This is a genomic window from Streptomyces sp. NPDC056347 (genome assembly GCF_042262625.1).
Classification (GTDB): domain Bacteria; phylum Actinomycetota; class Actinomycetes; order Streptomycetales; family Streptomycetaceae; genus Streptomyces.
On record NZ_JBHJQP010000002.1, the window covers coordinates 42,169 to 67,710 of the forward strand.

Annotated in this window: 27 protein-coding genes and 1 tRNA gene; 24 read left to right on the forward strand and 4 right to left on the reverse strand. The window is 70.7% G+C overall.

Annotation, left to right across the window (positions count from 1 at the left end; translation table 11 throughout):
- Position 1: 1 nt before the first annotated feature.
- From ACFCV8_RS00975 to ACFCV8_RS01070, 20 genes are all read left to right on the forward strand, one after another.
- Complete coding sequence (locus ACFCV8_RS00975; protein ID WP_376683101.1) at positions 2–1,708, forward strand: hypothetical protein; 1,707 nt, start codon at positions 2–4, stop codon at positions 1,706–1,708.
- Between the two features lie 54 nt (positions 1,709–1,762).
- On the forward strand, positions 1,763–1,975 hold the full coding sequence (locus ACFCV8_RS00980) for a hypothetical protein (RefSeq protein ID WP_376683102.1): 213 nt from the start codon (positions 1,763–1,765) through the stop codon (positions 1,973–1,975).
- A gap of 87 nt (positions 1,976–2,062) precedes the next feature.
- A complete protein-coding gene (locus tag ACFCV8_RS00985; protein WP_376683103.1) occupies positions 2,063–3,844 on the forward strand; it encodes a major capsid protein in 1,782 nt (593 codons plus the stop codon).
- Positions 3,845–3,932: 88 nt separating this feature from the next.
- Positions 3,933–4,757 carry a hypothetical protein gene (locus ACFCV8_RS00990; RefSeq protein ID WP_376683104.1) on the forward strand — a complete coding sequence of 275 codons (825 nt, stop codon included), beginning with the start codon at positions 3,933–3,935 and terminating at the stop codon, positions 4,755–4,757.
- On the forward strand, positions 4,757–5,011 hold the full coding sequence (locus ACFCV8_RS00995) for a hypothetical protein (RefSeq protein ID WP_376683105.1): 255 nt from the start codon (positions 4,757–4,759) through the stop codon (positions 5,009–5,011). The genes ACFCV8_RS00990 and ACFCV8_RS00995 overlap by 1 nt, the downstream gene beginning before the upstream one ends.
- A 1-nt stretch (position 5,012) precedes the next feature.
- Positions 5,013–7,058, forward strand: coding sequence for a hypothetical protein (locus ACFCV8_RS01000; protein ID WP_376683106.1), 2,046 nt, complete (start codon positions 5,013–5,015; stop codon positions 7,056–7,058).
- A gap of 53 nt (positions 7,059–7,111) precedes the next feature.
- Positions 7,112–7,951, forward strand: a complete 840-nt coding sequence (locus tag ACFCV8_RS01005; protein ID WP_376683107.1) for a hypothetical protein — start codon at positions 7,112–7,114, stop codon at positions 7,949–7,951.
- Positions 7,948–8,472, forward strand: coding sequence for a hypothetical protein (locus ACFCV8_RS01010; RefSeq protein ID WP_376683108.1), 525 nt, complete (start codon positions 7,948–7,950; stop codon positions 8,470–8,472). The genes ACFCV8_RS01005 and ACFCV8_RS01010 overlap by 4 nt, the downstream gene beginning before the upstream one ends.
- Positions 8,473–8,601 carry a hypothetical protein gene (locus tag ACFCV8_RS01015; protein ID WP_329821191.1) on the forward strand — a complete coding sequence of 43 codons (129 nt, stop codon included), beginning with the start codon at positions 8,473–8,475 and terminating at the stop codon, positions 8,599–8,601.
- A gap of 2 nt (positions 8,602–8,603) precedes the next feature.
- Positions 8,604–9,011, forward strand: a complete 408-nt coding sequence (locus tag ACFCV8_RS01020; RefSeq protein WP_376683109.1) for an HK97 gp10 family phage protein — start codon at positions 8,604–8,606, stop codon at positions 9,009–9,011.
- Between the two features lie 43 nt (positions 9,012–9,054).
- Positions 9,055–9,519, forward strand: coding sequence for a hypothetical protein (locus tag ACFCV8_RS01025; RefSeq protein ID WP_376683110.1), 465 nt, complete (start codon positions 9,055–9,057; stop codon positions 9,517–9,519).
- The gene (locus tag ACFCV8_RS01030; protein WP_376683111.1) at positions 9,516–10,079 is read left to right on the forward strand and encodes a hypothetical protein; all 564 of its coding nucleotides are present in this window, start codon (positions 9,516–9,518) and stop codon (positions 10,077–10,079) included. Before ACFCV8_RS01025 ends, ACFCV8_RS01030 begins: the two co-directional genes overlap by 4 nt.
- Before the next feature lie 107 nt (positions 10,080–10,186).
- A complete protein-coding gene (locus ACFCV8_RS01035; protein WP_376683112.1) occupies positions 10,187–13,513 on the forward strand; it encodes a hypothetical protein in 3,327 nt (1,108 codons plus the stop codon).
- A gap of 3 nt (positions 13,514–13,516) precedes the next feature.
- Entirely contained in the window at positions 13,517–14,758 is a 1,242-nt protein-coding gene (locus tag ACFCV8_RS01040; protein ID WP_376683113.1) for a hypothetical protein, read from the forward strand.
- A 3-nt stretch (positions 14,759–14,761) separates the two neighbouring features.
- Positions 14,762–17,143, forward strand: a complete 2,382-nt coding sequence (locus ACFCV8_RS01045; RefSeq protein WP_376683114.1) for a hypothetical protein — start codon at positions 14,762–14,764, stop codon at positions 17,141–17,143.
- A complete protein-coding gene (locus tag ACFCV8_RS01050; protein ID WP_376683115.1) occupies positions 17,140–17,355 on the forward strand; it encodes a hypothetical protein in 216 nt (71 codons plus the stop codon). Before ACFCV8_RS01045 ends, ACFCV8_RS01050 begins: the two co-directional genes overlap by 4 nt.
- Before the next feature lie 31 nt (positions 17,356–17,386).
- Positions 17,387–19,207 carry a hypothetical protein gene (locus ACFCV8_RS01055; RefSeq protein ID WP_376683116.1) on the forward strand — a complete coding sequence of 607 codons (1,821 nt, stop codon included), beginning with the start codon at positions 17,387–17,389 and terminating at the stop codon, positions 19,205–19,207.
- A gap of 7 nt (positions 19,208–19,214) precedes the next feature.
- Entirely contained in the window at positions 19,215–20,159 is a 945-nt protein-coding gene (locus ACFCV8_RS01060; protein ID WP_376683117.1) for an N-acetylmuramoyl-L-alanine amidase, read from the forward strand.
- A complete protein-coding gene (locus ACFCV8_RS01065; RefSeq protein WP_376683118.1) occupies positions 20,156–20,401 on the forward strand; it encodes a holin in 246 nt (81 codons plus the stop codon). Before ACFCV8_RS01060 ends, ACFCV8_RS01065 begins: the two co-directional genes overlap by 4 nt.
- Entirely contained in the window at positions 20,398–20,655 is a 258-nt protein-coding gene (locus ACFCV8_RS01070) for a hypothetical protein (RefSeq protein WP_376683119.1), read from the forward strand. Before ACFCV8_RS01065 ends, ACFCV8_RS01070 begins: the two co-directional genes overlap by 4 nt.
- Before the next feature lie 41 nt (positions 20,656–20,696).
- Here the strand turns inward: ACFCV8_RS01070 and ACFCV8_RS01075 are convergent, their stop codons facing one another.
- Positions 20,697–21,182 carry a hypothetical protein gene (locus ACFCV8_RS01075; RefSeq protein ID WP_376683120.1) on the reverse strand — a complete coding sequence of 162 codons (486 nt, stop codon included), beginning with the start codon at positions 21,180–21,182 and terminating at the stop codon, positions 20,697–20,699.
- A gap of 211 nt (positions 21,183–21,393) precedes the next feature.
- Positions 21,394–21,594: a hypothetical protein gene (locus ACFCV8_RS01080; protein ID WP_376683121.1), complete on the reverse strand. Its 201-nt coding sequence runs from the start codon at positions 21,592–21,594 to the stop codon at positions 21,394–21,396.
- Positions 21,595–21,643: 49 nt separating this feature from the next.
- Between ACFCV8_RS01080 and ACFCV8_RS01085 the strand changes: the two genes are divergently transcribed.
- The 4 genes from ACFCV8_RS01085 (at position 21,644) to ACFCV8_RS01100 (ending at position 24,103) form a co-directional block, all read left to right on the forward strand.
- Complete coding sequence (locus tag ACFCV8_RS01085) at positions 21,644–22,282, forward strand: HAD family hydrolase (protein ID WP_376683122.1); 639 nt, start codon at positions 21,644–21,646, stop codon at positions 22,280–22,282.
- 45 nt (positions 22,283–22,327) lie between these two features.
- Positions 22,328–23,512, forward strand: coding sequence for a helix-turn-helix domain-containing protein (locus ACFCV8_RS01090; protein WP_376683123.1), 1,185 nt, complete (start codon positions 22,328–22,330; stop codon positions 23,510–23,512).
- Between the two features lie 238 nt (positions 23,513–23,750).
- A complete protein-coding gene (locus tag ACFCV8_RS01095; protein ID WP_376683124.1) occupies positions 23,751–23,924 on the forward strand; it encodes a hypothetical protein in 174 nt (57 codons plus the stop codon).
- Entirely contained in the window at positions 23,921–24,103 is a 183-nt protein-coding gene (locus tag ACFCV8_RS01100) for a hypothetical protein (protein WP_376683125.1), read from the forward strand. Before ACFCV8_RS01095 ends, ACFCV8_RS01100 begins: the two co-directional genes overlap by 4 nt.
- Before the next feature lie 299 nt (positions 24,104–24,402).
- On the opposite strand, the gene ACFCV8_RS01105 is transcribed toward ACFCV8_RS01100, so the two are convergent.
- Both ACFCV8_RS01105 and ACFCV8_RS01110 read right to left on the reverse strand, forming a co-directional pair.
- A complete protein-coding gene (locus ACFCV8_RS01105; RefSeq protein WP_376683126.1) occupies positions 24,403–24,642 on the reverse strand; it encodes a helix-turn-helix domain-containing protein in 240 nt (79 codons plus the stop codon).
- A 501-nt stretch (positions 24,643–25,143) separates the two neighbouring features.
- Positions 25,144–25,216, reverse strand: a tRNA-Arg gene (locus ACFCV8_RS01110).
- Between the last annotated feature and the right edge of the window lie 326 nt (positions 25,217–25,542).

Here is a 25,542-nt window from a genome sequence, read left to right on the forward strand (position 1 = left end):
CGTGCTCATCCCTTGGACGTCATCTCTCATCGCTGCTGCTGATCCGGCGACCGTGGCCGTCGCGGACGACGGCACCTGGACCGGCACGATCGCCCTCGTGAATGAGTGGAGCGCGGATCAGCGGATGCTCGCGCTCGCCGACGGCGCAGAGGTCGACGTGCGCCCCCTGCCACTCCCGGTTACCGTCCAGTACGTCACTGGCCCCGGGCACGACGGGGCCACGGTCGGCCTGATGACCCTCGACGAGGTCTGGCAGGACGAGCACCGAGTCATGGGCCGCGGCCGGATCGACCTCGACGACCCGCAAGGCGCCGCACTCGCCCGGAAGATCGAGCGCGGCTTCCTCCGCTTCGTCTCCGCCGACGTCGACCGCGTCGACGGCCGTGTCGTGTGCGTCGGTGACGACGGGCAGATCGTCGACGACTGCGACCTGGCCGAGGACAGCATGGACGCCGGGGAGCTGTACACCCGGTGGCGCATCATGGGCGCCTCGCTGCTCGCCCACCCCGCTTTCCCCGAAGCCCAGATCAGCATGGCCGCTGCCGCGCTCGCGGTCGACGACGAGGAGATGCCGGAGGAACCGGACAGCGAAGAGGAGGAAGAGCCGTCGGCCTGCGTCCGCCTGGACGACGAGACCGGCACGTGGGTGCCCGCTGCCTGCGATGAGGACGGCGCCGTACCCGCGAACGAGGCTGGCGACGGACCGGCAGCGGACGCGGACGCGGTCGAGGAGGAGGTGGTTGTCGCCGCCGCGTTCCGGCACGACGGCTGGCTCCCGCGCACCGAGTGGTTCCGGTCGCCCGACCTGGCCGATCTCCAGCCGGTCACCGTGGACGACGACGGCCGTGTCCGCGGGTACCTCGCGGCGTGGGGCGTCAGCCACCGCTCGTACCCGGGCCGCTCGATCACCCCGCCGCGATCGCGCTCGAAGTACGGCCTCTTCAACACCCGGCCCGTCTCGACGAGTGAGGGCCTCGTCGATGTCGGCCTGATCACCATGGGCACGGGGCACGCCGCACTTGGCCTCGACCGGAAGGCCGCGGCCTCGCACTACGACGACACCGGCACCATGGCCGCGGTCGTGCGCGCGGGCGAGGACTCGCGCGGGATCTGGCTGGCCGGGGCCGTGCTCCCGGACCTTACGGCGGAGCAGCGGCTCCGTCTGTCGCTGTCCCGGTTCAGCGGGGACTGGCGGCAGGAGGGCGGCGGCCTGGAGCTGGTGGCCGCGCTCGCGGTGAACACCGAGGGTTTCCCGGTCCCGCAGGCTCGTCGTACCGAGCAGGGTGACTACGCGCTCGTCGCGGCCGGGGCTGTGCCGCCCGTGCTTGCCCAGGTGGACGTGGCAGTGCTGGCCGATGCGGTGCTCGCCGAGCAGGACCGGCGCACCCGGGCGGGTGCGGCTGCCGCCCGGGTGCGCTCCCTACGAGTCCAGGCAGCCAGTCGTCGACTCCAGGGACCGCGCGCGAGGTTCGCGGAGAACTGGATCGAGCAGACCGGCACCGGTCATCTCCCGCCGTACATCCGGGAGATCGCAGACGCACTGATCCGCGACCACGGATATGCGGAGAGCAGGGCCATCGCCACGGCCGTCAACCGGACCAAGGAATGGTGCCGCGGCGGCGGCGACGTGAAGGCCGACACCCAGGCGAAGGCATGTGCAGCTCTCGGTGAGTGGGAAGCGAAGCGCGCCGAATCCCGCGCCAGCTGACCGCCTCGTACCCGCCCCTACCGTCAAGGCACCACCAACCCGAAGGAGAACACCATGGCATGTGGCAGCTGCGGAGGGCGCTCCGGCGGCCGGGCCACCGGCAGAGCTGCGGGCGTCGTGTGGCGGCACACCGACCAGTACGGCGGCCGGGTCGACTACCCCACCCAGGACCGCGCGGAGATCGCTCTGAACGCCCGTGGTGGCGTGATCCAGCAGGTCGACGCCCGGACCGGGGCACCGATCCAGCCCAGCACCAAGACGGCCTAGCCGTACACGCACTTAGCCTCACCACCCACACGCGTCGCTGGTTAGTGGACCGGACGCTCACTGAACCGACCCAGGAGGGACGGAGCCTTGAGCTTCCTCGATGACCTCCTCGCCAAGCTCGGCGAGGCCCCCGGCGACCAGCACGCGGACATCGTCCGCCAGGCGATCACCGACGCCGGCACCGACTTCGACCCGAGCGCGGTGCAGGCCGATGTCCTGGCCCGCTTCGACGCCGCCACCGCCAGTGACGCCCCGACCGACGACGAGGCCGTCGCCGTACTGGAGACCCTGGCCACGATCGGCGAGGGCATCTCCGCGCACCAGACCGCCGCCGAGCAGCGCACCGCCCGCGCGGCGGAGCTCGGCGACCGCCTTAACGCTCTCCGCCCGCCGGCCGCCGAGCCGGTGGCCGAGCCCGTAGTCACCGAGCCGGTCGTGGCTCCCGTCGCGGTGGAGGCCCCGACGCCGGCCGAGGTGGCCCCGGTGGCTGAGCCGATCGCGGCTTCGGCCCGGCCGCGTGTACCGCTCGGCCTGAACAACACCCAGGCCCCGGCCGCGATCTCCGGCGACCGGGAAACCTTCACCCTCGTCGCCGCCGCCGACGTCCCTGGCTTCTCCCAGGGCCAGCAGCTCAACGGGCTCGCCGACTTCGGGCAGGCGTGGGAACAGCGGATGATGCCGCTGATCTCGTCCGGTGGTGGGCGGGGTGGTGGCCGGCAGCGTGTCGGTGTCGCCCGCATCAAGCGGAGCACCCCGGCGGAGTTCACGATCCGCGACGACCGTGACGCTGACGAGGTCATCAAGCGGGCCACCGACGAGACCAAGCTCTCCGGTGGGTCGCTCGTCGCGGCGGGTGGCTGGTGCGCGCCGTCCGAGACGCTGTACGACCTGTGCGACATGCGGATCACCCAGGAGGGCATGGTCAACCTCCCCTCCGTGACCGCCCGTCGCGGAGGCGTGCGCTACCCGGCGGACTTCGACTGGGCCGCGATCTTCGGCGCCTGGGACACCGTCGGGTTCCACCAGACCGAGGCTGAGGCGATCGCGGGCACCGAGAAGCCGTGCATGGAAGTGCCGTGCCCGGACGACTTCATCGAGTGCCGCCTCGATGTCGACGGCGTGTGCCTGCGGACCCCGATCCTCACCGAGCGCGGGTGGCCTGAGAGGGTCGCGCAGTTCACCGAGGGCGTCCTCGCGATCCACGCGCACAAGCTCAACGCGTGGAAGATCGCGAAGATGGAGGCCTTGAGCACTCCGATCGCGATGCCCGCGCCGGGTGCCCCGAACCCGCAGGCGGCGGTCTCCGACCCGCACGGTCCGGGCCTGATCGAGTCGGTACTGTCGATGCTGGAGCTCCAGGTCCAGTACCAGCGGTACCGGGAGCGCCTGTCGCAGTCGGCGACGCTGGAGATGCTCGCCCCGTACTGGCTGCGCGGCATCCTCAAGAGCGACCTGCGGAAGAAGCAGGCGATCGAGGGCCGGTGGACTGTCGCGGACGGCGACATCGACGGCTACCTCCGCAGCATTGGCGTGAACCCGCAGTGGGTGTACGACTGGCAGGACGCCTATGCCGAGCAGGACGCAGCTGGGTTCGGCGGCACGACCGTGCCGACCGTGTGGCCGGGCGAGGTCAAGATCCTGCTCTACCGGGCGGGCAGCTTCTTCCAGCTCCAGGCGGACGTCATCAGCCTCGACGGCATCTACGACCACGCGTCGCTCACGCAGAACATGTACACGAGCCTCTTCACCGAGGAGGGCCTCCAGGTGTGCATGCGGTGCGGCGTCTCGTACGTCGTGACAATCCCGCTCTGCCCGAACGGGCTCAGCGGTGGTCTGCAGACCACGACCTGCGCAGCCCCGACCCCCTGATCCGGTAGCCCGGAGCGTCCGCCGGCCCGTCCCCCCACGGTGGCGTTGACGCTCCGGGCTGCCTCCCCATCGTTTCGCGGAGGCGCAGTTGAGTACCCCTGTCCCGGGGCGCGTGGAAGTCGACGCGCCTCCGATCGAGCCCTACACCTACGGCCTGCTCTCGGTCGCCCAAGTCGTCACCGAGGACGGCCGCTGGCAGATGGGCGGCGTCGAGTACGAGACCGACGCATGCGCCCAAGGCGGCCGCGTCGAGGGATCGTGCCCGGTGCCCGTCGATGGCGGCGGCACCTCTCATGACAAGCCGCTCGTCGAGGGCATGACGTGGGTCGAGGGCGGCGGCCCATTCACCGTCTACACCCGGGCCGAGTGCTCGCCGGTCGGTTTCGCGGCGGCGCAGGACCGGGCCCTGCGCCGCCTGCGGATCATCGAGAGCCGCGAGGTCGAGCGGGCGTTCTCGCTCCAGCTCGCGGGCGAGACTCCGCGACTGCCGCTCGGCACCACGGCGGTGCCGCTGCTGACGGCGCTCGGCGCGCTGGAGGCCGATGCCGCCCTGTACTACGCGGGGCAGCCCACGCTCCACGCGCCGCGTTGGGCGCAGCCGTTCTTCACCGAGGCGCGGCTCGTGTCCCAGCAGGGGCCCGTGCTGCGTACCGAGCTGGAGTCCAGGGTCGCGTTCGGCGGCGGCTACTACGACGATCCGGCCGCGCCCGCCGATCCGGCCCCGGCTGCCGGCCAGTTCTGGCTGTACGCCACCGGGACGGTCACAGCGAGGCGTAGCCAGCCGTTCGCGCATGAGGCGTTCGAGCCTCCGACCAACAGCCTCGTGGCGATCGCCGAGCGCACCTACGCGCTCGACCACGACTGCTACATCGCGGCCGTCCTCGTCACCGTCGCTCCCCCGGCCGGTGCCTGATGGCCGAAGTAGTTTTCCCAGAGCCAGGCGAGACGCTGCGTCAGCTCGTGTGCCGCGTCCTGCCTGACCTGTCACCCGAGGTGCGGGCCGGGGTGCAGGTGGTGACGGGTGGCGAGCGTGCCGGGCTGGTGGTCCCCGCGCACGCCGCCCCCGTCCCCGAACCCCCGCTCGCTCCCGCCGAGTCCGACGACGGCTCGACCAAGTCCTCTCGCCGCCATGCCGCGCGGCGCAAGTCCACGTCGAAGGAGAACTGACATGGCGTGCCCCTCCCTGCTGCGCGGCGTCGTGATGCGCGCAACCCGACTGGACGCCTGCGGGCGCCCCGTCTACGGCGACTGCAACCAGGTCGTGAGCGACGGCTTCGTCACCGTGTCCATGAGTGCCGAGACCGAGGAAGGCGAAGCGATCTCGGTCACCAAGGCCAACGGCCAGACCTGCATCAACGAGGCCGGGTGCGAGCAGCTCACTGGCTACACGACCGAGATCGAATTCTGTGCGGTCGACCCCGACCTCGTGCAGATCATGAACCCGTCGTTCGAGATCTACCGCGACGCCGAAGGCAACGCGATCGGCTGGGACGACTCGATCGAGCTCCGCTGTGACACCGGGTACGCCCTGGAGCTGTGGACCAACGTCTCCTCCTCTAACGACGCCTGCTCCGGTGCCGGATCCCAGGGCCAGTGGGGATACCTGCTGCTGCCGTGGGTCGTCGGCGGCGCCCCGGGCGACCTGGAGATCACGAATGACGCGGTGTCGTTCACCTTCAACGGCCGTACCAAGGTCGGCTCCGGCTGGCGGCGCGGCCCGTACAACGTGCAGGCCGGGCCCGGCGGTGTGCCGGTCCCGATGCTGAAGCCCGTCGGGCCCAAGGTGCCGAGGCGCTTCTTCGTGACGACGATCCGGCCGCCCGAGCCGGAGTGCGGGTGCCAGCCGGTCGACCGTCCGACCCCGGACCCGGCGGACCTGTACATCACCGGCATCGGCAACGAGTCCCCGCGGAAGACGATCCGCTTCCGGGCGGACAACCACGGCTTCGGCCCGCTCATGGTCGACTTTGGCGACGGCACCCCGCCGCAGGAGGTCGCGGACGGGGCGTGGGTCACCCACGTCTACGACACCGACGGCACCTACACGATCACGGCGTGCGACAAGCAGACCCCCGTCGTCTGCTCCAGCCGCGACGTCACGATCCCGCTGCCCGCCGACGAGCCGACGCTGGTCCTGTCCGCCGAGAATCCGGACGACCCGTACGAGGTGACCGCGACGGTGGGAATGCCGTCGCAATCGGACGGCACCGCGACCATCGACTGGGGCGACGGCACCGAGCCCGAGGAGGTCACCGTCGGCGCGGACGGCACGGTCGCCGTCATCCACAAGTACAGCGTCCCGTCTGTGTACACGGTGACGGTGCGGCGCGGCGACATCGACACCTACCGCACCCGGGCCGCGATCCTCGTCCCGGCCGTGCCGGAGGAGACCCCCGAGGTCACCGCGGCCGCGGACCCGGCGGACACGACCGGCCGCACCGCCGCGATCACGCTCACCAACTTCCCTGCGGACGGGGCGGTGAGCATCAACTGGGGTGACGGCACGGCCGCCCAGGAGCTGCCCGCCGGGACCACGACCGCGACGCACGCCTACGCGACCGGTGTCGAGGGTGCACAGACCATCACCGCGACGTCGGTCAGCGACCCGACGAAGACAGCGACCGCGTCCTTCACCCCGACCCCGCCCGTGGCCACCCCGGCAGCAACTGCCACGCCGGACGTCGCGGACTCGATGACCGCGAGCCTGGCGTGGACCGGCTTCCCGGCCGCCACCACCAGCGTCTCGGTCAACTGGGGCGACGGCACCGCCGCCCAGACCGGGCTCGCCACCACGGGCGGCGGAGGCGCCGCCACCCACACCTACGCGGCAGGAGCTGGAGGGACCGAGCAGACGATCACGGTCACATCCGAGCAGGACACCACGCAGACCGCGACCACCGCGTTCACCCCGACCGCCCCGGTGCCCGCGCCGGCCGTCACCGCGGTCGCGGACGCGGGCGATGCAACCGGGCACACCGCCACCATCACTCTGACCGGTTTCCCGGCCGACAGCGCCGTGACGGTCGTCTGGGGCGACGGGTCGACGGCCGAGGAGATCGCGGCGGGCACCACGGCTGGCAGTCACGTCTACGACGCGGCGGTGACCATGGAGCAGACCATCACGGCCACGTCCGTGGGCGACGCGTCCAAGACCGCGACCACCGTGTTCACGCCGGGCGGTGCCGGGCTGCGCGCGGCGGCCCGGAAGAAGTAGCCGAAGCGGGGCCGCCCACGCGGCGGCCCCGCCCTGCTCGGAGGAGGCCGGCCGTGCCGGATGAGGTACTCGACGGGCCGTGCGGTCCGTGGCCGCTCGACACATCGTGCTGCCCCGGCTGGCCGGAGGATCCGGCGGACTGGTCTCCGGCCCAGCTGGCTGCAGCGGAGATCGCCACGGATGTGCTGTGGCGGCTGACGGCTGGCCGGTACGGGCTGTGCGAGGAGGTGCTGCGGCCGTGCCGGAAGGGCTGCGACGAGCCGATGCCGTCGACGTCCTACGGAGGCGGCGGCTTGCTGCGCCCCGTCCTGGACGGTGGCCGCTGGTTCAACCGGCCGTGCGGCTGCGGTCCCAGCGGGTGCTCGTGCGTCCCACTGTGCGTGATTGACCTGCCAGGGCCCGTATACGAGGTGCTTGAGGTACTGCAAGACGGTGAGGTCGTCGACCCGTCCGGATACGAGCTGCACCGAACGGCGACCGGAGGGCGTCTCATCCGTACCGGGGGTGAGTGCTGGCCAGAGTGCCAGGATCTTCGGCTGCCAGACACCGAGCCGGGCACCCTGTCCGTGCACTACCTGCGTGGCCTGGAGGTTCCGGCGGCCGGGCGGCGGGCGGTCGGCCAACTGGCGTGCGAGATCGACAAGCTGTGCTCGGGCTCCTCGGGCGGCTGTGCGCTGCCGACTGGTACGAAGTCGGTGACGCGCGAGGGCGTGGCGTACGAGATCGTGCCGCCGGGGTCGTGGCCGGAGACGCTGCAGGCACACATGCCACAGGTGTGGGCGTGGGTACAGCTCGTCAACCCCAAGCAAGTGCGGCAGTTCGGGGCCGTGTTCAGCCTGGATCTGCCGCCTGCCCCTGTGGCGGCGCGGTATCGGCCGGGGGTGCCCCGATGATGACACCGACCGACGAGGTGCTCCTGCCGCCCGATGCCGATCCGCAGCTCGGGCCGGTGCTGTCTGGGCTGACCGCGTGCCTGTGCGCGACGCTCGCGGCCGGCGGCCGCCCGGCGTGCGCGTGCTGCCTGGTCTGGGGTGCGTCCCCACCGGCGCAGGACTTCTGCAGCTGCGACTGCGAGGGCGGGCATGGGCAGGCGTGGGTGCGGGTCGTACGCCAGGACCCGGCGGTGACGGATCAGCGGCGGCGCCGGTGCCAGACGTGGCGCATGCAGACGGTCATCGAGCTGGGTGTTGCCCGGTGCGTCGCCGTGACCGCGCCGGACGGCCAGTCGGCGCCGACATGCGACCAGCGCGAGACGGATGCGTGGGGGCTGGTCCTCGACACTCGGCTGCTGCGGGAGGCTGTGGCGTGCTGCGACGCGCTGGCGGATGTGCAGGTGTGGCCGGGCGCGGTGACCCCGATGGGGCCACAGGGCGGCTGTGCAGGTGTGACGGTACAGATCACGGTGGAGGCATAGATGGCTGGTACGACGGCTTTCGTGTGGGTGCTCCTCGGCGGGTGCGTGGTCGCGGTGACGGCGGTCCTCGCGCGGGCGAAGGTGGAGATCTCCCGGATCGAGGCAGCGGCGGAGAGGCGGCGGAAGTGACCGTGCGGGTGACGACAGACGTCGACGAGGCGGCCGTCGCCGAGCTGGTCCGCGAGATCGTCGCCGAGGTCACGACCGCCACGGCGAATCAGGCGAGGCGCCGCGCTCCGGTCGACAACGGGATGCTGCGCGCGTCGATCCGCGAGTCGGTAGCGGTACGCGGCAGCACCGTGGTCGGCGAGGTGTACTCGGACCTGGAGTACGCCGCCTATGTGCATGAGGGCACCGGTATCTACGGGCCGACTGGTCAGCCGATCCGGCCGGTGCGGGCCCGGGTGCTGTCGTGGCAGCCTCGCAGCGGCCCGCGTGCCTTTGCCCGCTCGGTGAAGGGACAGCGCCCGAATCCGTTCCTGCTCAGGGCGCTGCGGGACGTGGCGCCGGGACCGGTCGACGGGACCGTGCGGTACTGACCTTTACGGTCGTGGCGAAGAACCGCCACCACAAGGGGACATCATGACCACCGAGTTCGTCATCAAGTCCGAGCCGTCCGGATTCGACCCGCGCGCTCTGCCGCCGGTCACCGTCGAGCTGTCCGACGGCAGTCGATACCAGGCGCACGGCTTCGACCCGTCCGCCGTTCAGCTCCAGCTCTCATACATGCAGGACGTGGCCGGACGCGAGGACGCCGCCGGGGTGCTCGCAGAATTGCGGGGCGCGCTGCTGCACACCTTCGACGAGACCGCCGCCGACGAGCTCCTGGTCAAGGCCCGGTCGGCGCAGAGCTCAGTGTCGATCAGCGAGCTGTTCAACGACCTGCTGCCGCGCCTCGTTGAGCACTACGAGCCGGAGCTCGCCGCGTACCAGGAGGAGATGGGCATGGCGACCGGCAACCGCGAACAGCGGCGGACCGCGAAGAAGACGGTGGCCAAGAGGCCTGCGGCGAAGAAGACTGCGGCGCCCAGGGCTGCCCGGTCGTGAGGTTCGGCCCCGCCTCGCCGGGGCCCCTGCCCATCACCATCGACGACACCCTCCTGACCCTCCAGGTGCCCGACGGGCGGGTCCTCGCCGGGATCGCCGTGTCCGGGCAGTGGCCGCAGATTCTCCCCGGCCTCCTCGATGAGGCGGACCGCGAGCACGTCATCGACCGGCTCCGGGCAGCGTCCGACCCGATGACCTGGCACGCCGCGTTCCGGATCACGCTCGGGCTGGCGCCTGAACTGTATGGCGTGGAGTGGTGGGCAGCGCAACGTCTGTGTTCCCTGGCACAGAAGCGGTGGCGGGACTGGTCCGCCTGGTGCGCCCGCCGCGGCCTCGACCCCGACACCGCATCTGGGCACCGGATCGTGTCCTCCGTGTGGGCATGGATCACCGACGGCATGCAGGAAGAGAAGGACCTGTTCAAGGCCGAGCGTGCCATCTTCGACCCGCCGCCCGAACTGCGCCGCACCCAGGCCGCTGTTCCCCGGGGATTCACCGCGGCTGAGATGGAGGCGCAGGCCCGACAGATTGCGGCCATGGCCGACGGCTCCGACGAGTAGCCAGGACGTACCCGCCCCTACGCTCCGCCTTGTCGTCGCTGGCTACTGGGCCGGACACCACCCGCTGACCGTGCGGGTGCTCGTCCCGTGCCCGGAGGTGCCAGCCCATGCCGCAGGTCGGCCGTACCTCCGTCCAGATCACGTCGGACACCGCCGCCTACGCCGCCCAGCTCCGACAGGACCTCGCCCGAGCTGGCCGTGAGGCTGGTCGGGCGCTCGACGACCAGATCAGATCCGCGATCCGTGGGACGGGCCAGCGGGCCGGGCGGCAGATCGCCCGCGACCTACAGCGCGCACTCCGCGGCATCAGCGTCTCCGTCCGCGTCGAGCCCGAAACGGGCCGCTTCCGGGCCGATCTCCAGCGGGCGCTCCGCGGCCTGACCGCAGTCTCGGTCCGCGTCACACCAGACGTGGGGCAGTTCGGGCGCGCTCTTCGGCGGGACCTTCGCGCCCTGGGCGATATCGCCATCCGGGTCGTGCCGGACACCCGGCAGTTCCAGCGTGACCTCCAGCGGCAGCTCCGCCGTATCGATCCGGTTCGCGTGCGGGTCGAGCCGGACCTGGACGACTTCGACGCCCGGCTGCGCGCACACAACTTGCCCACGCTACGGGTCAACGTGGAACCGGATGCTAACCGGTTCCAGCGCGCCCTCGGTGGGATCGGCCGGATCGCCGGGCAGCTCGGCTCGTCCCTGGCTGGCCTCCTGCGTATCGGCGCTCTGGGCGGGGTGTTCCTGTCCGCCGCAGCTGGGATCTCCGCATTCGTCGCGTCGCTCGCACCGGCGATCGGGATCACGGCCGCACTGCCTGCGGTCATCGGTGGTGTGGTCGTCGCGACGTCGGCGCTGAAGATCGCGCTCAGCGGCGTCGGCACCGCGTTCGGTGCGGCCTTGAGCGGCGACGCCGAGAAGTTCCAGAAGGCACTGGCGGATCTTTCGCCCGCAGCCCAGTCCGCTGCCCGCGAACTCCAGGCACTGAAGCCGCGGTTCGACGCGTTGAAGACGACGGTCCAGGACGCGTTCTTCGAGCCGCTGGCCGGCCAGATCACCGGCGTGGCCCAGGCCCTGGGCGGTCCGCTCAAGTCGGGTCTGGCCGCCATCGCTGGGCAGTTCGGATCGGCTGCCGCGCAGGTCGGCTCCTTCCTGCGGTCCGCCACCGGGATCAGGTCGGTCTCGCAGATCCTGACCGGCACGAGCAGCGCAACCCGCGGCCTGGCCGCGTCGCTCGGTCCGGTCATCACCGGGTTCACCCAGCTTGCTGGTGCGATCTCGTCGGCGTTCGGTTCTCGACTCGGCGCCGCCCTCGGCGACCTCGGTGCCCGCTTCGGGGCGTTCCTGTCCTCGGCCGCTCAGGGCGGACAGGCGGTGGCCTGGGTGGAGGGCGCCCTGACCACGTTCCGCCAGCTCGGGGCGCTCGTCGCGCAGGTGGGCGGCATCCTGGGGGACGTCTTCGGCGCCTTGGCTGCCGGTGGCGGGGGCGGGCTGGGCGCGCTGACGCAGATCCTCGGCACGGTCCGGTCGCTGATCCAGCCGCTGCTGCCGCTGATCACCCAGCTCGCGCAGCTGGCCTCGACGGTTCTGGGCGGGGCTCTTTCGACGCTGGCGGCTGCTCTTGGCCCGGTCGTGTCCGCGATCGCCAGCACTCTGATGCCCCTCATCCCGGGGCTCACCACCGCGTTCCAGGGCTTGTTCGCAGCCCTGGGCCCGGTGGCTGCTCAGCTGGGCCAGGCGCTCGGGAGCGCGGTCTCTGCGCTGCTGCCCGCCCTGACGCAGCTGGTGCCGATCCTCACCGGGGCGATCTTGCCCGCGTTCAGTCAGCTGGTGGCCGCGGTGGCGCCGCTGGTGACGATGCTCGCTTCGACGCTGGCGCCGATCCTTGTGCAGGTCGGGACGTTGTTCGCGACCGTGCTAGGCGCCGCGCTCCAGGTGGTGACGCCGCTGCTCGGGCCGATCGTCACCCTGGTCGCGAATTTGCTGACCGCTCTGTCGCCGCTGGTCCCGATGCTCACGGACGTCGCGGCTGCCCTTGGTGACGCGCTCGGGTCGGCGGCGCAGGCTCTGGCGCCGTTGCTGACGAGCATCGGCGAGGCGGTGACGGCGCTGGTGGGTGCGCTGGTGCCGCTGATCGTGCAGATCGTGTCCGGGCTTCTGCCGGTGCTGCCCCCGGTCGTCGAAGCCTTCACCGCGATCGTGGGCGCGCTGGTGCCGTTGCTGCCACCGATCGCCGAGCTGGTTGCCGCGCTCACACCGATCGTGTCGCTCCTGATCGCGATCGCCGCGCCGATCCTGCAGGTCACCGCGGCCTTCGCGAGCTGGCTGATCATCAAGACCGTCGTTCCGATCCTCACGCTCGTCGTGACGGCCCTGACTGGCTTGACCCAAGGGCTGACCTCGGCGATCAATTTCATTGTCGGGCTGCCGTCGCAGATCGTGGGTGCCCTGTCGAGCCTCGGTAGCACGCTCGCTGGGTTTTTTGCCGGGCTATGGTCGAGCATCACCAGCGGTGTGTCGTCCGGAATCGACGCCGTGGTGGGTTTCTTTACCGCGCTGCCGGGCAGAATCATGAGCTTCCTGTCCGCGCTGCCAGGGATGCTTCTGGACCTCTTCACTTCGGCGGTCGCGCAGGTCGGGATCGCGATCCTCACCGCGATCGCCGGGATCATCTTCATCTTCACGGAGCTGCCGCAGCGGATTGCCTCCGTGCTCACGTCGCTGGGGCAGTCGCTCGCCAGTGCCTTCACGTCGGCGTTCACGACTGTCACTACGGCAGTCGTCGGGTTCATCAACTCGACCACCGTCTTCTTCCAGACGCTGCCTGCCCGGATCGGAGCAGCGCTGGCGGTGCTGCCTGGCCGGGTGGCCAGCATCTTCAACTCGGTGAAGTCGAGCACGATCTCGATCGTCACGGGACTCATCAGCTCGGTTACCAGCTTCTTCACCGGGTTGCCAGGGAAGATCGGATCAGCGCTGTCGGGGCTGGGGTCGAGGATCGCAGGGGTCTTCAACTCGGTGAAGTCGCGGGTCACCAGCACCGTTTCGAGTCTGATCTCCGGGATTGCCAACCTCTTCACGAGCCTCCCGAACCGGATCGCGTCGGCGCTTGGCAACGTGGGCTCGACCATCATCAACAAGATCAAGTCCGGGTTGCCGTCCGCCGTCCGCGACCTGCTGCCATTCGCGAACGGCGGCATCGTCGACATCCCGACGGCCGCTCTCATCGGCGAGGCCGGCCGCGAGGTCGTCATCCCACTGACCCGCCCCCGCCGCGCCGCCGAGCTCGCGCAGCAGTCCGGGCTGCTGGACCTCCTGGCCCGGCAGGGCGTCGGCACCGGGGCGCAGATCACGAACAACTGGAACCTCAACACGCGGATGTCCGACCCCATGGTGCTGGCCCAGCACTTGCAGGGGCAGATCGCCCGAGCGGCGGGGGTGTAGCAGGTGCTCGTCGACTACCTGGAACTGGCCGGGAACGAGATCATCAACTCGGCCCGTGCGGCGGTGTACGCGCGGGCCCGTGGGGTGCCGGTGCAATGCGACCCGTGCCCGGACATCCCGGCCGCCATCGGCGACATGCCGTACGTCGATCCGGTCACGGACGAGGCGCCCTGGTACGACCCGGCAGTCCCGGAGTCGACGGGCGTCCTTGGTGTGCTCGGGCTCAACGTGGCGGGGTTCTCGTCGTCGCCGGTCACCCGCGAGCCGGTGCAGCTCGTCGGGGAGGGGGCCGCGCTCGGCCCGGTGCGCCGCCAGCACCGGGAGATCGCGTACACGGTGCTGCTGATCGCGACCGATGACTGCGCCTTGTCGTACGGGCTGGAGTGGCTTGCGGTCGCCCTCCAGGGTTCCGCGTGCGGGACGTGCAACGGCGACGAAATGTGCGTGTTCTCGTGCTGCCCCGTCGACGGCGACCGCGAGCTGCGCCACCTCTACGACGTGGGTGTCCTCGACGGCCTCCAGGTCACCGACACCCAGTACCTGAGCAGCGGCGCGGTCCTCGCGACGGTCACATTCACGCTCGCGGCCGGGAAGCCGTGGATCTACCGGGAGCCGCTGGAGACGCTGACGGACTGGGTGCCGCTCGGCACCGGTGACGTGATCGGCCCGGTCGACCCGGACCAGGTGTACCAGCAGTGCATCGCGGCGGCGCCGTGCGCAACGGACCCGCTGTGCCCGGAGCCGCCGCTGCCGCCGCGCCCGCCGGCCCCGACCTCGCCGTGCTACCCGAGCGGCCTGGGAACGTTCCGCCGGTCGCTGGTCTCGGTGTCTCCGCTGACGCAGTCGGCGTGGCTGGAGACGGTGCCCGTCCTCGAAGTCCGGGTTGGGGCCCAGGACATGCGGCGCCTGATCGTACGGTTCTGGACGAACCCGCAGGGCAACCCCTGCGAGGACGTCGCGGACCCGTGCAATGTGTGCACGGACATCAACCTCAGCTACCTGCCGGCCGGGTCGCACCTGCGGATCGACGGCCGCGTGCAGCGCAGCGTCGTCGAGTGCGAGCAGATTCCGTTCGGCACGGCAACATCGACGCCGATCGTGTACGGGCCGCAGGGGCAGCACTTCACCTGGCCGACGTTCAGCTGCCCGACCGGGCTGTGCATCGAGATCTGGTCGGACGCCGCCTACACCGCTGGGGACGCGACGGCACGAGTGCTGCTCGTGCCCCGATCGGATGTGGGGTGACCCGTGGGAGACCGCTTCGATCTTGCTGCACCGGCCGCGCCGGTGATGCCCGCCGTGCCACTGGACCAGATCCGGGTGCATCAGCAGGCCGCATACGACCCGGTCGGGCGGCGTGTCTACGTCACGCAGGTCATCGCCAACGGGGTGACGCTGCCGGGTGAGTCCGCTCCGCCGCCGGACGGCACGCGGGACAGTCGAGGGGACTTGGCGATCAACCAGGTCGACCTGAACGGCAACCTGCTGGGCGTCATGTACGTGCGGGCCTTCGACCACGGCTCCGGTATCAGCGCGGAGACGGTCGGCGGGGTGCCGTATGTGTGGCTGGCGTACGACGCGCAGATGAAGCCGATCGGCACGGACGCGCACGGTCGCCGGATCGCGCGTCTGCCGTTCCAGCCGGGCAAGGTCATCGATGTCGACGACCCGTCCATCGACGACTTCAACCCCGTCCCGAACGCGACGGCCATCACCCCGTCCCTGGACGCGGCGGCCGGCAGGTTCGCCATCGCCTTCACCACCGGCTCCGGCACCAGATACCGGGTGTTCGCCCTGTCCGACTGGCGGGCGAAGCGCTTTGACGAGCCGCTGTACGAGTTCGCGAGGCCGGCCTTCCCGGACTTCCAGGGCTGGTGCCTGGGCGGGGACTTCGTCTACCAGTTCCACGGCACTGGCTACAGCGGCACCAACCCTCCCGGCTCGGGCGGGAACGCGTGGTTCACGACCATCGACATCCGCACCGGCGCCACCGTGGCCCGCACCCGCGACAGCCACTTCCTGGACCTGCCCTACCGTGAGCCGGAGTCCATCGGGGTGTGGGCCGCGCCGGGTGAGGCGCCGCGGCTGGTGTTCGGGTACGCGACCAGCGCCGCGCCCCGGCTGATGAACCTGTACGCGATCACGGCGGTGGTCTCGGAGCCTCTGGAGATCACCGCGCAGGTCGTCGCCGAGCCGCAGCCTGGGGTGCAGGTCACCACCGCGGTCGCGGACACAGCGAGCGTGCAGTCGTGGACGATCTACCGCACTGTCGGCGGCATGGACCAGGTACTGGCGGCCGGGCAGGGAACCACCCTCCCCAAGGAGGGGTCGTGGTTCGACCCGGCGCCGCCGGCCTGTGTCCCGCTCGCGTACCGGCTGGTCATCAGGAGGACGACCGGGGCCACGGACGAGAAGGTCGCGGCGCCGCTCACGTTCGTGCCCGAGGCCGGGTGCGGCACGGCGGGCCCGGTGGGGCAGCAGGACACCGAGCTGGGGTGCGCGGCCGAGTACACGGCGATGGTGCACTGGCGCGGCGGCGCCCTGCCGCTCGTGTCTCTCGACACGCTGACGGCGGTGTCTTGGTCGCGGACGATCAACGACGTGTCCGAGGCGTCCGTGACGCTCGCCGTCGCCGACGTGTCCGCGGACTGCTGCGGGCGGCTCGGGGACGTGTCGCCGTGGGTGCACGAGCTCACGATCTACCGCGATGGCGAGCTGGTGTGGCAGGGGCCGATCCAGCGCCTCGTGACGCGCCGCGGGTCCATCACGATCGAGGCCAGCGACGTCTTCGCCTGGTTCGACCACCTCGTGAACACCTACCGGGTCACCTACACCTCGGCGACGGCGGACAGTGAGGGGCGGCGCCGGGGCCCGATCACGTACATCGCCGAGAACCACATCCGGCTGAACCTGAACAACACGGAGCTCGCCGATCCCGACTACCCGGGCATCCTGCCGTACATCGTCCGCTCCGACGCAGGGCTGCCGTCGATCAAGGTCGAGAAGGACGGCTCCAGCAACACGACGGTGTGGACCGAGTACCTCGGCGACATCCTCCGCGAGTGGACAAAGCGCGGCCTGACCTGGACCACGGTCGGCCGGTCGCTCGTCCTCCGCGGACGGCGGAGCCTGACAGGGGCGCGCGCCGCCGCCCGCCTCACGCTCGACCACTTCGCCGGGGACATCGAGGTCATCACGGACGGCAGCCAGGGTGCCGCCTACGGGTGGGCGACCAGCCAGCAGAGCCAGAACATCAGCGACGGGCACACGGTCGGCCTCGGCACGGCGCGGACACCGTACGGGCGGCTCGACATCCTCGTCCGAATCCAGGAAGAGGACGCCACCGGGCCTGACCTGGTGGAGGCCGTGTATGAGGCGCTCGCCGGGCGGTACCCGGTACCGACCGTGGTCAACGTCCCGGATTCGGCCCAGCTGACCTCAGATGCTCCGGTGACGATCAGGCAGCTCGTACCCGGGGTGAGGATCGACCTGCTGGCCGACGAGCTGTGCACCCCAATCGCGCAGGGGTTCCTCCTGTCCGACGTCGAGGTGACGTGGAACCAGGGTGGGGAGAAGGTCGGGATCGCCCTGATCCCACTGGCCGACGTGGACGAGGAGCTGAGCGGATGACGGCACTGGCAGGACAGCGCGCGGCCCAACGCCCCCTGCGGGCTGCGGTGGCGGCTCAGCGGGCGATCGGCCGGGCGGTGACGTCGTCCGGCGCAACGTCGGGGCGGCTCGTGATGCGGGTGGGGGGCCGGTGGATGGAGCAGGTCATCGACGACCAGGGGCAAGAGACGTTGGTTCCGTTCGAGTTCGAGGAGGGTGGCAATGGCTGGTAGGTGCGGGTGCGGCGGCGGGACATGCAGCTGCGTGCTGGAGGTCGAGGAGCCGCTCACCAAAGAGGGCAACGGCTCGGTGCCGTCGCCATGGCGCGTCGGCATCAACAAGGACTTGTTGTTCGACGGCATCGCCGGAGCCGGGCTGACCTACGACAAGGGCACCGACAAGCTCCAGGCGTGCCTCAGCAGGGACACCGGCAACAACCTGCGGTTCGGGGCCGATGGGTGCCTGTACGCGCCCGGCGGGGAGACCCCCGTCCCGGACGTGTGCGCCCGCCCGATCGAGTCCCTTCCGGCCGCGCCGACCGTCGTAGGGGCATCTGACCTGGCCGGAGCGATGGGCCCGTACTCCTCCCCATACCAGGTGGACTACTGCCTCGCAGCGGGCGTCGACATCATCCACTTCCACACCGGCACCTCCTCCGATGGCGTCGGCGTGGTGACCGAGTACGCGGACCACCGGCTGAGTGCCGGCCGGTCGTCGCTGTACCTCACCCAGGACGCGCGGGAGATGTCGTCGGCGACGATCCGCTCGACGTACAACTTTGCGGGCGACCTCGATGATCCGCAGGCTTTCAACTGGGGCGACGACGATGTCGACTTGACCAAGAGGAGGGACAGGAGGGGCGGCTGGTACGGGTGGTTGGCCCAGCGGTACTACCAGCCGCTGGCCGTCGACTTCCTTCGGATGATCGACGGGAAGTCGGTGGCGCTGCTCGACGCGTCGACGGACCCGGCACTGACCGCGGTGCCGGAGGCGGAGGCGGTCCTGGGCCCGATGCAGGCGGTGCTGGACCACTGCGCGCAGTCCTGGGCCATGGTCGGTGTGCGGGAGCTGACGAATGCGGCAACCGTGGAGAACCGCGGGCTCACGGCGATCATGATGCCGCTGCGGCCGGCCACGTGGGGTGAGGCGACCCTGCCGTACCCGGTGGCGGACCTTACGGCCGCAGGCGTGGAGTGGATTGCCCTGTACAGCCGGCACGCCGACAGCGTGTTCACCACGTATCGGGACGCCGGGCTCCAGGTGCTGATGCGGGGAACGTCGCGCCAGGCCGACTACACCCGCGTCTCCGCCCTGGGGATCCGTGGGGCTCTGCAGTACGACCCCGTGTACTACCGGGGCCCCGGCACGGTCGCGGGGCTCGGCGGACGGGACTACCGGTCGGAGCAGGATCCGTGGGAGCACCGCCGGATGGGGGTCGGGCAGCTGTCGTACCTGACCGATCAGCAGACGATCTCCAACCCGAGCGCGCGCGGCCGCACGGAGGACGCCGAGCAGGGCCTGCTGCTGCCAGCCGGGTGGGGTGGTGGCCGTGACCGGGTGTCGGTGCTGTGCGGGTGGGAATGCCCGATCCAGAACCCGACCGCGTACCGCATCGGTGTGGATATGAAATGGAATTCCTTGGCGCCGGGAAGTGCGACGGGCGCACGAATGGGATTGCTGTTCGGGGCGCCGACGGACACGGATCTGTACTCCTGGCCGCCGAATGATCCAGTCCTGAATCCCACCGGAATGCGCGCGACGACTCCGAACGGGTACCGGGCGTTCCAGAGGCAGAACGGCGAGATCGGGGTCGGTGTATTCGCTGCTGGAGGCGCGTACACAGTACTGGCGACACGGACAAGCCCGGCCATTTCGGCGGGCCAATGGAACGCGTACGAGCTGGTTGTCAGCGGTGACCAGATCACATTCACGCGGACGGCTCCGGACGGCACGAAGTACACCGTCTCGGCGGCGGACTCGACCTGGCGGGGCCCTTACTTCTGGGTGGAGAAAGTCGAGTCGACGACCGGGACTGCGAATGGGTTCATCGGAAAATTCAGGAATATCTCCTACAGGGCAGGGTGAGAAATCAATGGCAACCCCGCTTTCCGCGACCGCAGTAATATCCGCGCTGCGCGCCGAGGGCGTGCGCGTGGTCGAGGTCGGGAACTGGCGTACCCACAACCGGAATACGAAGGGTCCGTGGGGGCCGGTCAACGGATCGATCGTGCACCACACCGTGACCAAGGGCACCGCGAACACGGCCCGCATCGTCCGCGACGGCTACCCGGACCTGCCCGGCCCGCTGTGCCACGGCATGGTGGCGAAGGACGGCCGGGTGCACCTGGTCGGCTGGGGCCGCACCAACCACGCCGGGGGCGGTGACCCGAAGGTCCTGGACCAGGTGGTCGCGGAGTCGTACGGCACTCGCCCGGTCGTCCCCTCGATGGGGAACGCGAACGGGGTCGACGGCAACGCCCGGTTCTACGGCTGGGAATGCGAGAACCTCGGCGACGGCAAGGACCCCTGGCCCAAGGCGCAGTACGACGCGATCGTCCGAGTGCAGGCCGCCCTGTGCCGGGCGCACAAATGGTCGGCGAAGTCCGTGATCGGCCACCTGGAGTGGTCGAGCGACAAGGTCGACCCCCGTGGCTTCACCATGGCCAAGCTCCGCGCCGATGTGGCGGAGCGGCTCAAGCACCCCGCGAGCTGGAACGGCTCCGATCCCGAGGAGGACCCCATGGCCGGAATCACCAAGCGCGACATCTTCGACGCCGTGTGGAAGACCGATGCGATCGGCGGTCCCGCGGACGCGGCGGACCACGCGACCAACCCGACGTGGCAGCCTCAGTCCATCCTGAAGGACATGCAGGCCCGTATTCGTTCGATGGACAAGCGCCTGGCCGCGCAGACGGCCGCGATCACCGCGCTTGCCGGCCAGCTCGGCACCGGTGCTGACGCCGCGGCGATCGTCGCGGCGACGGAGGCCGCGATCGATCGCGCCGCCGCGGACACCACTGCGGAGGAGACAGGGTGACGGGCTCGCTGCTCAGCGGCGCGTTCTGGGCTGCCACCGCCGAGCGGGCCGTACGGACGGCCGCTCAGACCCTGCTCGCCGCCCTCGGCCTCACTGCGGCCGACGTCCTGGACGCGGACTGGGGCCAGGCCCTCGCGCTCTCCGGTAGCTCGGCTGTCCTGGCCGTGCTCACCGCGCTGAGCACGGCCGGGACCGGCGAGGGCCCGGGGCTCACCGAGACCGTACGGACGGGGCCGCGGTGACCCCGCCCGCGGCCGGACCCGACCGGGTCGCCGTCGAACTCGCCGAGCTGCGCGGGGAGATCAGAACGTCGTTCGCGGAGCTCAACGGGCGGATCGATCTCGTCCTCCAGCGCACGGAGGCCACCGAGGGTGACGTCAGCGAGCTGGACGACCGGGTGACCGCCCTGGAGCGCAAGGTGTGGGCGCTGCCTTCGGTAGGTGCGGTGACCGGGGTCATCGGGGCAGCGACCGGAATCGTCGCCCTCATGCGATGACCCCGGCGAAGGGGTGCCGGTTCCCGCGTGTTGGGCTCCGGCTACGCCCCGCGCAGGGCAGCGTCGGTCGTCTCCGCCGCGCTGAGTGCGGCGAGGAGTTGCTGCCGCCCCGTCTCAGCGTCGAGGCTGCTGGCCTCGATCGCCTCGGCGACCGTGGCGGCGTGCCCGAGGACGACGGCCAGGGCGTGCTCGCCCCGGCTGTCCTGCTGCGCCCAGGCCGCGGCCGCGCGCAGCATGCGGGCGGCGCTCCCTCCGTGCTCCGGAAGGTCCTGGGTCGTCGCGGGCCGGATCCACAGGTCGATGTGGGACTGCACGACATCGCCGTAGGTGCGGTGGTCGACGGCGGTGCCGCAACGCCCAGACTTGTCTGGCGCGGCGGTTCGGGTGCCGGGCCAGTCCTGTGCGAGCCACCGGTGCCGGTGGCAGACGCCGAGGCGGTAGAGCACCGCCCGGTCGCCGGCCGGGCTGTGCCGGGTGACGGTGGTGGTGGCCGGGGCGGTACAGGTGGTGATCTGCCTCAGCAGCATGGGCCCTCCTCGTCGGGTCCGCCCATGGTGGCCCGGTGGTCTGCCTCGGGTCCGCTCCCTCAGCGCACAGCAGACGTGACCCACGCCACATGCCCTGCCTGGCTACGGCCGGAGCGCGGGGCGTTCTCGTGCGTCCGGGCTCAGCTGTTGGCGGCCTCGGCTGGAGTGGGCATGGGGTGTGTCTGTCGCGCGGTGAACGGACGCCGCAACGTCAGCCGGTCCCGTCCGGGTGTCGGACGTGCTTCTTCAGCGCCGCCTCGACTTCGTACCGGGATTGTCCGGTGGCGTCGGCGTGCGCGGTGATCGCCGCCTGCACCCGGGCCGCGGTCTCCACGGTCAGCCGGTTCTCCTGCTGCTCGGCCCACGCCGCCCGCTCCAGCTCGATCAGCTCGTCATTCAGTTCGATTGCCACGACCGGATGGTACGACCTGGTCTCGCCGGAACCTCGTAGGCTCGTCCGAGTGAAAACCATCGTCTTCGACATCGGCGAGACACTCGTCCGCGACGACCGCTACTGGGCCTCCTGGGCTGACTGGTTGGACGTCCCGCGGCATACCGTGTCTGCGCTCGTCGGCGCTGTGACGGCCCAGGGCCTCGACAACGCTGAAGCCCTCGCACTCTTGCGGCCCGGCATCGACATCGCGGCTGAGTACGCCGCGCGGGAGGCTGCTGGCCGCGGCGAGCACCTCGACGAGACCGACCTGTACGACGACGTGCGCCCAGCACTCGGCGCGCTCCGGGGCCTCGGTGTGCGGGTCGTCATCGCGGGCAATCAGACCATGAAGATGGGAGCCCTGCTCCGCAGTCTGGACCTGCCAGCCGACTTCATCGCCACCTCCGGGGAGTGGGCCTGCGCCAAGCCCTCGCCCGACTTCTTCGCCCGAGTCCTCGACGCCTCCGGGACCCTGGCGTGGGAAACCCTCTACGTCGGCGACCACCCCATGAACGACACCTTCCCCGCGCGGGCGGCCGGGCTCCGTACGGCGCATCTCCGGCGCGGCCCGTGGGGGCACCTCTGGGCGGATGACCCGCAGGTCCAGGAGGCTGCGGACTGGGTGATCGGCTCCCTCATGGACCTGACCACGATCGTCAACGAGTAGGCCGATCACGCATCCGGACCGTCACCGTGCGGGTACGGTCGGGTCATGTCCGCCGACTCCCCGCGCGAGGTTGGTGAGCGGATCGCCGCCCGCCGCCGCGCGCGCCGCCTCACCCAGGCCGGTCTCGCTGCCGCCTCGCACGTCTCCTACGCCACGATCCGCGCTGTCGAACGCGGGGCCCGGCGCCCGAGCGATGAGGTACTCGAAGCGCTTGCCGCCGCGCTTGAGGTCGACGCCACGCAGCTGCGCACGGGGTACGTCGGCACCGAGCGGCGCGTACATCACGCCCTGCCCGCGCTGTCTGCGGTGATCGCTGGGTACGACATCCCGCAGGGCCCTCCGAGCCGAGAGCCGGGCGAGCTGTCGGCCGCGGTCGACGAGATGGTCGGCTGGCGGCTCGGCGCGCAGTACGGCCGGATCGCCGCAGAGATCCCCGCCCTGCTGCACGACACCATCAGGTACGTCCACACGGCGCAGGCTGCCGAACAGCAGGAGGCAGCCCGGATGCTGGTCGCCACCGCCCGAGCGGGCGATGCGATCGCCTTCAAGTACAGGGCCCACGACCTCTCCGCCCGGCTAATCGACCTCATGCGGTGGGCCGCCGACCGAACCTCCGACCCCCTCGTCCAGGCCGCTACGGCGTACGTTCGCACCGAGACCTTCTTCGCCGCTCGCGCCCACGCCCTCGGCCTCGCTGCGCTGGAGCAGGCCATCGACGTGGCCCCGGCGCCGTCGTCCCGCTCGGCCGCCGCCGCGCGCGGCGCCCTCCACATGCGGGCGGCCGTAATCTCCGGACGGGGAGGAGACGTGGCCGGCGCCGACACTCACCTGACGCACGCACGGCGGCTCGGTGACCAGGTCGCGCGCGAGGGCGTCTACCTGGGCACCGCCTTCGGCCCGGACTCGGTCCGCATCCATGAGGTGTCCGTCGCTGTCAGCCTTGGGCCGGACCATGTCGACCGTGCCCTGCGCGTGGCCACCGAGTGGAAGCCGCCCGGCACCCTCCCGGCCGAGCGCCGAAGCGGCTTCTACATCGAGCTGGCCCGCGCGCAGGAATGGGCCGGCCTCCGGGCAGACGCGTTCGAGAGCCTCAAGGTCGCCCGCGCAGCCGCCCCGCAGCACACTCGCGAGCACCCGTGGGTGCGTGAAGTCGCCAGTAGCCTGCGGCGGTTCCACCGCGCCGATGCCGAATCCCTGTCGCACTTCGCGTACTGGATCGGCGCAGTCTGAGAACTGCTACTGCTTGTAGCAGTTGCACCCCTTCCCAGGGGCCACGCTCTACCTGTCCACACCACACAGGTAGAGGAGGGGACATGTCCGCACCTGTGCTCGTATCCGGGCACGTCAGTATCGCCCGGCTCCACGGCGCCGCCTGCTGGCACTGCGGTGCTGTAGCTCGGCGGCTCGCACCGGCCGGATCCGTCGTCCTGCCGGGGAAGTCCCAGCGCTGGCCGATCGTCTCGTGCGGGTGCACGCTTCGGCGGTCGGCATGTCGATGACGATCAAGGTGTACGAGGTCGACCGGTACGGGTGCACGCGCGTCGTGAAGCCCACGGCCGAGGTCACCCCGGCCGACTCCATCCCCGCCTCTCACGCCCTGCCACCCTGCCAGTGCACACAGTGCACCGGGAGCCAGCAGTGACCGTCACCGACCTGCGGGAGGACGCGCCGTTTGGCTGGTGCCACTGGCACCGCGGCCCGTCCAGCACTGCCGTCCTGATCGACACCATCGGGGAGGACTCGGGCCCGGCGGCCCCGCGGTACGCGTGCGCGCCGTGCCGGCAGGTGCTCCGCCTCCGCCCGGTGGGTGAGCAGTCGTGACCGCACCAGCCCACTCCCGGGGCGCTCTCGCCCCCGCGTGTCGCATCGAGATTCACGACGAGTGCCCGGGGCCGGTCATCATTCGGGTGGGCACTGCGGTGGTCGAGCGCCTCCGATGTGACTGCCCCTGTCACAGGCAGGGCCACCGGGAGGAAGGCCAGTGAGGCGGCCCGTTGAAACCCGCCGCCTGGCTTAGGCCAGTCGCGAAAGGTGATCTCCCGCTCGTGGCTGCCGTGGTCGGCCAGCCGCGGGCGGGCCCCCAGCCCCGGCCGGTCTGCCGCCCCGTCGGCCGGCCGGGGCTACTCCCGGACGAGGTCTGCGAGCGGCACACCGATCGCGTCGGCAATACGGATCAACGAGTCGAGGAGCGCGGCACGGTGGCCCAGTTCGATCTCGCTGATGGAGGCGATCCGGATCCCGGCCCGGAGCGCGACCTCTTCCTGCGACAGGTTCGCGTAGAGCCGGGCGGCACGGATCTGTTCGCCGATGGCCCGGCGCCTGGCGGTGACGCGCTCGGAGGGCATCGGCTCGTGGTGCATTCGCCCACGTTCACCGGCGCATGATCGTTTTGTCTTTACGGTCAACCGCAAAATGGTTGATCTTGCTGGTCGAGGGGTATGCCCTCCGCTTCTGCTTGCGCATCGGCGTTCGCGTGTCCGCCAGATTGCGCCGGATGACGCCACGACTTGGTCAAGGCGTCCCGCCCCGCACCTGCACTAGGTGCGGGGCGGTTACCGTTTGGAACGCGAAGACCCCCACCGGTCTGTACGGTGGGGGTCTTCTTGCTCTGCGGCCCTGGCCTCCCCGCCGGGGGCTCGCAGCTTGAGGAAGGCGCGTGTCAGGCGCGTGTGGGGAGACACTCCTGCCCCTCCTGTCCCCGTACTTTACGCGGTCAAGGGCCTCATCAACCCCTCTTTCAAGTGAGTGATAGGCGTGATCGCTTGGGGATGTGGACTCTATGTGGACTCTGGGGAGCACAAAGGCCTCCCGTTCGAATGAACGAGAGGCCTTGTACCTGCTCTGACCTGCTGCGCAGTCTGTGCCCCCGGCAGGATTCGAACCTGCGACACCCGCTTTAGGAGAGCGGTGCTCTATCCCCTGAGCTACGGAGGCGAGGGCTTGCAGGAATCCTTGAAGAAAACCCAGAGACCGGATCTTCCACTAGGCGTACAAGCCCGCTGGTCGGACGAGGTGCGGCACCTTCCGTGTTCTTGCCTGGACGGGCGGTGCGGCGTACCAGTGGCCAACCAGGGACAGCCTAGCGGATACGGGTTGATGGGGAGGTCCTGTATCGGGTTGGTCGGACGGGGTACTCCGGGCAGGCCTCTGACCTGCTGATTCTTTGGCGTGCGGGTGGCCGGAGGGAGAGAGGGGGTGCGATCGGAGTCGGCGGTTCATCCGTTCCGGACGTTCCGTCGGTCGCTGTCGAGGGGCGGTGG

Coding starts and splice junctions, on each gene's coding strand:
- ACFCV8_RS00980 (WP_376683102.1), top strand. CDS start 1,763: ATGGCATGTGGCAGCTGCGGAGGGCGCTCCGGCGGCCGGGCCACCGGC.
- ACFCV8_RS00995 (WP_376683105.1), top strand. CDS start 4,757: ATGGCCGAAGTAGTTTTCCCAGAGCCAGGCGAGACGCTGCGTCAGCTC.
- ACFCV8_RS01000 (WP_376683106.1), top strand. CDS start 5,013: ATGGCGTGCCCCTCCCTGCTGCGCGGCGTCGTGATGCGCGCAACCCGA.
- ACFCV8_RS01010 (WP_376683108.1), top strand. CDS start 7,948: ATGATGACACCGACCGACGAGGTGCTCCTGCCGCCCGATGCCGATCCG.
- ACFCV8_RS01015 (WP_329821191.1), top strand. CDS start 8,473: ATGGCTGGTACGACGGCTTTCGTGTGGGTGCTCCTCGGCGGGTGCGTG.
- ACFCV8_RS01025 (WP_376683110.1), top strand. CDS start 9,055: ATGACCACCGAGTTCGTCATCAAGTCCGAGCCGTCCGGATTCGACCCG.
- ACFCV8_RS01035 (WP_376683112.1), top strand. CDS start 10,187: ATGCCGCAGGTCGGCCGTACCTCCGTCCAGATCACGTCGGACACCGCC.
- ACFCV8_RS01050 (WP_376683115.1), top strand. CDS start 17,140: ATGACGGCACTGGCAGGACAGCGCGCGGCCCAACGCCCCCTGCGGGCT.
- ACFCV8_RS01060 (WP_376683117.1), top strand. CDS start 19,215: ATGGCAACCCCGCTTTCCGCGACCGCAGTAATATCCGCGCTGCGCGCC.
- ACFCV8_RS01075 (WP_376683120.1), bottom strand. CDS start 21,182: ATGCTGCTGAGGCAGATCACCACCTGTACCGCCCCGGCCACCACCACC.
- ACFCV8_RS01090 (WP_376683123.1), top strand. CDS start 22,328: ATGTCCGCCGACTCCCCGCGCGAGGTTGGTGAGCGGATCGCCGCCCGC.
- ACFCV8_RS01105 (WP_376683126.1), bottom strand. CDS start 24,642: ATGCACCACGAGCCGATGCCCTCCGAGCGCGTCACCGCCAGGCGCCGG.